The sequence below is a fragment of the Stenotrophomonas pictorum JCM 9942 genome (assembly GCF_001310775.1).
Classification (GTDB): Bacteria; Pseudomonadota; Gammaproteobacteria; order Xanthomonadales; family Xanthomonadaceae; genus Stenotrophomonas; species Stenotrophomonas pictorum.
This window is the reverse complement of record NZ_BAZI01000161.1, coordinates 1-6,421: the sequence shown is the minus strand read 5'-3', so window position 1 is coordinate 6,421 and position 6,421 is coordinate 1. Positions and strand designations below refer to the sequence as shown.

Genomic DNA, 6,421 nt, shown 5'->3' with positions numbered 1-6,421 from the left:
CCGAGGACAGCGACAGGGTCAGGTGCCAGCGGCCGTCGCCGCCCTCGACCCAGCCGTAGCGGTCGCCGTTGTGGACGAACGGCTGCGAGCGGCCGGGCTGGAAGGTGATGCCGGCACGGCGCTGGATCTCTACGGTCACCGTGTCCAGGCCGTGGTCGTCGATGGTGTACTTGAAGCGGGCCCGCTTGCGCAGTTCGCGGTTGCCCAGGTCGCGCTGGGTGGTGACCACGGCGGTGGCCACATCCAGCAGGGCGTCACGCGGGATGAAGCCGACGTTGTTGGCAAGGCGCGGATAGGTTTCGGCATCGCCGTGGGTGGCGCCCATGCCGCCGCCCAGGGTCACGTCATAGCCGAGCAGTTCATCGTCAGCGTCCAGCACGCCGATGAAGCCCAGGTCGTTGGCGAACACGTCCACATCGTTGAGCGGCGGCAGCGCGAAGCCGATCTTGAACTTGCGCGGCAGGTAGCGCTCGCCGTAGATCGGCTCGTCCTCGCTGCCGCTGCCGGCCACCCGCTCCTCGTCCAGCCAGATCTCATAGTAGGCGCGGGTGTTGGGGAGCAGGTGCTCGGAGGTGCGCGCGGCATCGGCATACAGCGTGGCGTGCGCGCGCGACAGCAGCGGGTTGGCCGCGACCAGCACGTTGCGGTTGACGTCGCCGCAGGCGGCCAAGGTGTCGATCAGCGCGGCGTTGATCGCCTGCATGGTCGCCTTCAGCTCGCGCTTGATCACGCCATGGAACTGGAAGGCCTGGCGGGTGGTGATGCGCAGCGAGTGGTTGCCGAAACAAGTGGCCACGGCATCGAGCTTGAGCCACTGCTCGGGGCTGACCACGCCACCGGGTGTGCGGGTGCGGATCATGAACTGGTAGGCCGGTTCGAGTTTTTGCCGGCGGCGCTCGTCGCGCACATCGCGGTCATCCTGCTGGTAGCTGCCGTGGTACTTGATCAGGGTCTGGTCGTCCTCGCGCAGCGCGCCGGTGACCGGATCGGCCAGGCTCTCGAGCAGGGAGCCGCGCAGCCGGTTGCTTTCGGCCTTGATGGATTCGACGGAGTGGTTGCTCATGTTCTGTTCGCTATGCCGGAAAGGGAGGGGCAGGCACGCCGTTCAGGCGCCAGGCATATCACCGCGACCGCGGCGACCGCACTCGGCCGTCAATACACATCCCGGCCATAGCGCCCCTCCGTGTGCAGTTGCGTGAGGTACTCGCGTGCGCCGTCCTCATCCAGTCCACCGTGTTCACGCACCACGTCCAGCAGCGCGGCATGCACGTCCTTGCCCATGCCGATCGCGCCGCACACATACAGGTGTGCGCCGTTCTGCAGCCAGTCGTACAGGTCGCGGCCACGCGTGCGCAGGCGCTGCTGCACGTAGATCTTGTCGGCCTGGTCGCGGGAGAAGGCCAGGTCGAGGCGATGCAGTTCCTTGCGGCGCAGGGCGTCCTGCCATTCGGTCTGGTAGAGGAAATCGGTATTGAAATGGCGCGCGCCGAAGAACAGCCAGTTGCGCCCCGCAGCGCCGGTTTCGGCGCGCTCCTGCACAAAGCCGCGGAACGGCGCCACGCCGGTACCCGGGCCGATCATGATGATGTCGCGGCTGGCATCAGCCGGCACCCGGAAGCGTTCGTTGGCCTCGATGTAGACCGGTAGCGGGGCGCCTTCTGCCAGCGCGGCGAGGAAGCTGCTGGCCGCGCCCTGGTGGGCGCTGCCGTGCGCGTCATAGCGCAGCTCGTCGACGGTGAGGTGGACTTCCTCGCCCACGCGCTTGCGGCTGGAGGCGATGGAGTACAGGCGTGGGGCGGCGGGGCGTACCGTGGCCAGCAGGGCCTCGGCACTCCACTCGGCTGGCCAGCGCCTCAGTACATCGATGAGCTGGTGGTCTTCGAACACCGCAGCCAGTTCGTTCTTCTGTGCCGGGTCCAGCAGGCGCGCCAGTTCCGGGTGCGCGCTGCGCTCGGCCACAGCGGCCAGCAGCGGGCGCGAGATGCGGGTCAGTTCGCGGTGCTCGGCCAGCCATTGCGACAGCGGGCGGCGGTGGCCGTCATGGGCGACGGCAGTGGCACCGTCCAGGCCGGTGGCATCCAGCACCGCCTCCACCAGCGCGGGCGGATTGCGGTGCACGATGCCCAGCGCGTCGCCCGGCTCGTAGTGCAGTCCGCTGCCTCCAGCGACAGTTCCAGGTGATGCACGCGCTTGTCGGCGGCGCCATGGTGCGCGTAGGCCGGGCCCTTGAAGTCGCGGCCGCTGATGAGCTGGCGAGACAGCAGCTCGGCGTTGAACGGGTGCTGGGCGCTGTACACGCTGGCATGGCGCAGCGGGGTGACGTTGCTTGGTGCCGGGCTGGCTGCCTCGCTGATGTGGGTGCGTGCATCACGCAGCGCCTGGACCCGCCATGGCGCAGCCACGGTATCGATATCCAGATCGGCTTCGCCGGCCGGCTGCAGGCGGGTGGCCCCCAGCTCGGCCAGGCGCGTGTCGAGCGTGCGGGCGATGCCACAGAATTGGGCATAGCTGGAGTCGCCCAGACCGAGCACGGCGTACTTCAGTTCCGGCAGCCTGGGCGCGCGCTTGCCGGTGATGAACTCGACCAGGCCGATCGCGTCATCCGGCGGGTCGCCCTCGCCCTGGGTGCTGATCACGATGTACAGCAGGCGTTCGTTGGCCAGCTCGCGGGTCGGGTAGGCGTCGGCGCGGACCAGCTGTACCGGCAGGCCGGCGGCCTCGACCTCGGCCACCAGTTGCTCGGCGGCGCGGCGGGCATTGCCGGTCTGGCTGCCGTAGATCACCGTCAGCCGCGACTGGGCCGGCTGCGGAACCGGTTGGCCGCCGGGGATGACCGCCAGCGACGGCGGTGGATGCCCCTGGGCCAAGCCCGCGGCGAAGCCGGACAACCACCATAGGCTGTTGCCGTCCAGGCCTTCCACCAGACGTGTCAGCAGGACCCTGCGGTCTTCAGGCAAGGGGCTGGGGGGCACGACGGCAGCGGCGGAGGTCATGGGGCTGTCCGGTCCGGGTAGGGACGCTGATGCTAGGCAGCGGCCCGCGCCAGCGGAAAGGACCGGCGGTTATCGGCTCATGCAGTGCGTTTATTTCACGTGTGGCAGGCCCATGACTCAAATTTGCGCTTCTTCAGCTAGCTGAGTGGTGCATGCTGCTAGCCTATCGTCCTGCCATTTTTTGGGCTGCTGCGTCTCGATGAATTTCAACAACGACCTTTCCAACCTGGATCGCCTAGAGGCCGAGAGCATCCACATCCTGCGGGAAGTCGCTGCGGCCTTCGACAACCCGGTGCTGCTGTACTCGGTGGGCAAGGACAGCTCGGTGCTGCTGCATCTGTTGCTGAAGGCGTTCGCGCCCGGGGTGCCGCCGATCCCGCTGCTGCACGTGGATACGCGCTGGAAGTTCCGCGAGATGATCGCCTTCCGCGACCGCCGTGTGGCCGAGACCGGCACCGAGCTGCGGGTGCATATCAATCCCGATGGCATCGCCCAGGACATTGGCCCGGTCAGTCATGGCGCCGGCGTGCATACCGATGTGATGAAGACCCAGGGCCTGAAGCAGGCGCTGGACAAGTGGAAGTTCGATGCCGCCATCGGTGGCGCGCGTCGCGACGAGGAGAAGTCGCGGGCCAAGGAGCGCGTGTTCTCCTTCCGCAATGACCGCCATCGCTGGGACCCGAAGAACCAGCGCCCGGAGCTGTGGAACCTGTACAACGCCCGCATCCATCCCGGCGAGAGCGTGCGGGTGTTCCCACTGTCGAACTGGACCGAGCTGGACATCTGGCTCTACATCTACCGCGAGAAGATTCCGGTGGTGCCGCTGTACCTGGCGGCCGAGCGGCCGGTGGTCGAGCGCGACGGCAGCCTGATCATGGTCGATGACGAGCGTCTGCCGCTGCGGCCCGGCGAAGTGCCGCAGCTGCGCAAGGTGCGCTTCCGCACGCTGGGCTGCTATCCGCTGACCGGCGCGATCGAGTCCGAAGCCGACACGCTGGAGGCGATCATCGCCGAGATGCTGGTGTCCACCACCTCCGAGCGCCAGGGCCGGCTGATCGACCACGACCAGTCCGCCTCGATGGAGAAGAAGAAGCTGGAGGGCTATTTCTGATGAACGCCGCAACCCCGTCTTCACAGATCGCCTCCTATCTGCAGCAGCACGAATCCAAGCCGCTGCTGCGGTTCATCACCTGCGGCAGCGTGGACGATGGCAAGAGCACGCTGATCGGTCGCCTGCTGTACGAGAGCAAGCGCCTGTTCGACGACCAGCTGGCCGCGCTGGAGGCCGACAGCCGCCGCCATGGCACCCAGGGCGAGCGCATCGATTACGCGTTGCTGCTGGACGGGCTGGCCGCCGAGCGCGAGCAGGGCATCACCATCGATGTGGCCTACCGCTATTTCGATACCGACCGCCGCAAGTACATCGTCGCCGACTGCCCCGGGCACGAGCAGTACACCCGCAACATGGCCACCGGCGCCTCGACCGCCGACGTGGCGGTGGTGCTAGTGGATGCGCGCAAGGGGCTGCTGCCGCAGACCCGTCGCCACAGCTACATCATCTCGCTGCTGGGCATCGGCCAGGTGGTGCTGGCGGTGAACAAGATGGACCTGGTCGGCTACGACCAGAGCGTGTTCGAGCAGATCGTCGCCGATTACCGCGCGCTGGCCGCGCAGCTGGGCATCGCCAATGTGCAGGCCATTCCGCTGTCGGCGCTGGAAGGGCAGAACCTGTCCAGCCATTCCAGCCTGATGCTGTGGTACGAAGGTCCGAGCCTGCTGGAACATCTGGATACGGTGCAGATCAGCGGGCACGACGTGACCAGCGGGCTGCGCCTGCCGGTGCAGTGGGTCAACCGCCCCAACCAGGATTTCCGTGGCTTTGCCGGCACCATCGCCGCCGGCCAGGTGCGCGCCGGCGACGAAGTGGTGGTGCTGCCCTCGGCGCGCCGCTCCACCGTCAGGCAGGTGCTGGGCGTCAATGGCGAAGTGGCCGTGGCCACGGCCGGGCAGGCGGTGACGTTGACGCTGAGTGATGAAATCGATGTCAGCCGTGGCGATGTGATCGCCGCCGCCGGTGATCCGCCGGAGGTGGCCGACCAGTTCGCCGCGCATGTGCTGTGGATGGACGATACCGCGCTGCTGCCCGGGCGTCCGTACTGGCTGCAGATCGGCAGCCGCACCGTGGCCGCCAGCATCAGCGAGATCAAACACCGCATCGATGTGAACACGCAGGAGAAAATGGCCGCCAAGCGGCTGGAACTCAACGAGGTCGGCTACTGCAACCTGTCATTGGACGAGTCGGTGGCGTTCGCCCCGTATGCCCACAATCGCGCGCTGGGCGGTTTCATCCTGATCGACCGCCAGACCAATGCCACCGTCGCCGCCGGCACGCTGGATTTCGCGCTGCGCCGCGCCGGCAACGTGCACTGGCAGCATCTGGATGTGGACCCGGCCGCGCGCGCGCGGATCAAGGGCCAGCAGCCGAAGGTGCTGTGGTTCACCGGGCTGTCCGGCGCCGGCAAGTCGACGATTGCCAATCAGGTGGAAAAACGCCTGCATGCGCGCGGCTGCCACACCTTCCTGCTCGATGGCGACAACGTGCGCCATGGCCTGAACCGCGATCTGGGCTTCACCGACGAGGACCGGGTGGAGAACATCCGCCGGGTGGCCGAAGTGGCGCGGCTGATGGCCGATGCCGGGCTGATCGTGCTGGTGAGCTTCATCTCTCCGTTCCGCGCCGAGCGGCAGATGGCCCGCGAGCGCTTTGCCGACGGTGAATTCATCGAGGTGTTTGTCGATGTGCCGCTGGCGGTGGCCGAGGCCCGTGACGTCAAGGGCCTGTACCGCAAGGCCCGCGCCGGACAGATTCCCAACTTCACCGGGATCGATTCACCGTACGAGGCGCCGGAGAACCCCGAGCTGCACCTGTATGCCGATGGCGAGGCGCTGGAGGCGATGGTCGACCAGGTGGTGCGGCTGGCGCTGCGCTGAGCCGCCAGCGTCAGGCCGGCCCGAAGCGGGCCGGATCCGGGCGCCCCCCTCTAACGGCACATCCGGCCGTCACTTCGGCCAGCTAGACTGACCGATCGTGTAGCTGACGGATTTACCTATGTTGGGGCGTTTTGTCGCCACCGTTGCCGGTGGCACTGTCTTGGCGCTGGCCTTGGCCGGTTGCAATCGTGAAGGCGCCCAGGCGCCACGCCAGACCGCTGGTGCTGTGCCGGTGACCACCCAGATCGTGCAGCTGTCGGCCTGGAATGACACCTTGCAGGCGCTGGGCACCACCAAGGCGCGCGAGTCGGTGGTGATCACCGCCAAGGTCAGCGAAATCGTCGACACGGTGCATTTTGAAAGCGGCCAGCAGGTCGCGGCCGGCGCGCCGCTGGTCACCTTGCGCGGCGACGCCCAGCAGGCCGCGCTGGCCTCGG

2 protein-coding genes and 3 pseudogenes are annotated in these 6,421 nt (G+C 67.5%); 3 read left to right on the top strand and 2 right to left on the bottom strand.

The annotated features are described in order from the left end of the window. Together JCM9942_RS09450 and JCM9942_RS09445 are read right to left on the bottom strand one after the other, a co-directional pair. A partial coding sequence (locus JCM9942_RS09450; protein WP_083468485.1) for an NADPH-dependent assimilatory sulfite reductase hemoprotein subunit occupies positions 1 to 1,063 on the bottom strand: 1,063 nt, incomplete at its 3' end. 89 nt (positions 1,064 to 1,152) lie between these two features. After that, positions 1,153 to 2,993: pseudogene (locus JCM9942_RS09445) on the bottom strand (assimilatory sulfite reductase (NADPH) flavoprotein subunit). A 199-nt stretch (positions 2,994 to 3,192) separates the two neighbouring features. Between JCM9942_RS09445 and cysD the strand changes: the two are divergent. The 3 genes and pseudogenes from cysD to JCM9942_RS09430 form a co-directional block, all read left to right on the top strand. Beyond that, positions 3,193 to 4,104, top strand: coding sequence for a sulfate adenylyltransferase subunit CysD (gene cysD, locus JCM9942_RS09440; RefSeq protein WP_054659263.1), 912 nt, complete (start codon positions 3,193 to 3,195; stop codon positions 4,102 to 4,104). 26 nt (positions 4,105 to 4,130) lie between these two features. Next, positions 4,131 to 5,984: pseudogene (gene cysN, locus JCM9942_RS09435) on the top strand (sulfate adenylyltransferase subunit CysN); the annotation flags it as partial. Positions 5,985 to 6,102: 118 nt separating this feature from the next. Next, positions 6,103 to 6,421: pseudogene (locus JCM9942_RS09430) on the top strand (efflux RND transporter periplasmic adaptor subunit); the annotation flags it as partial.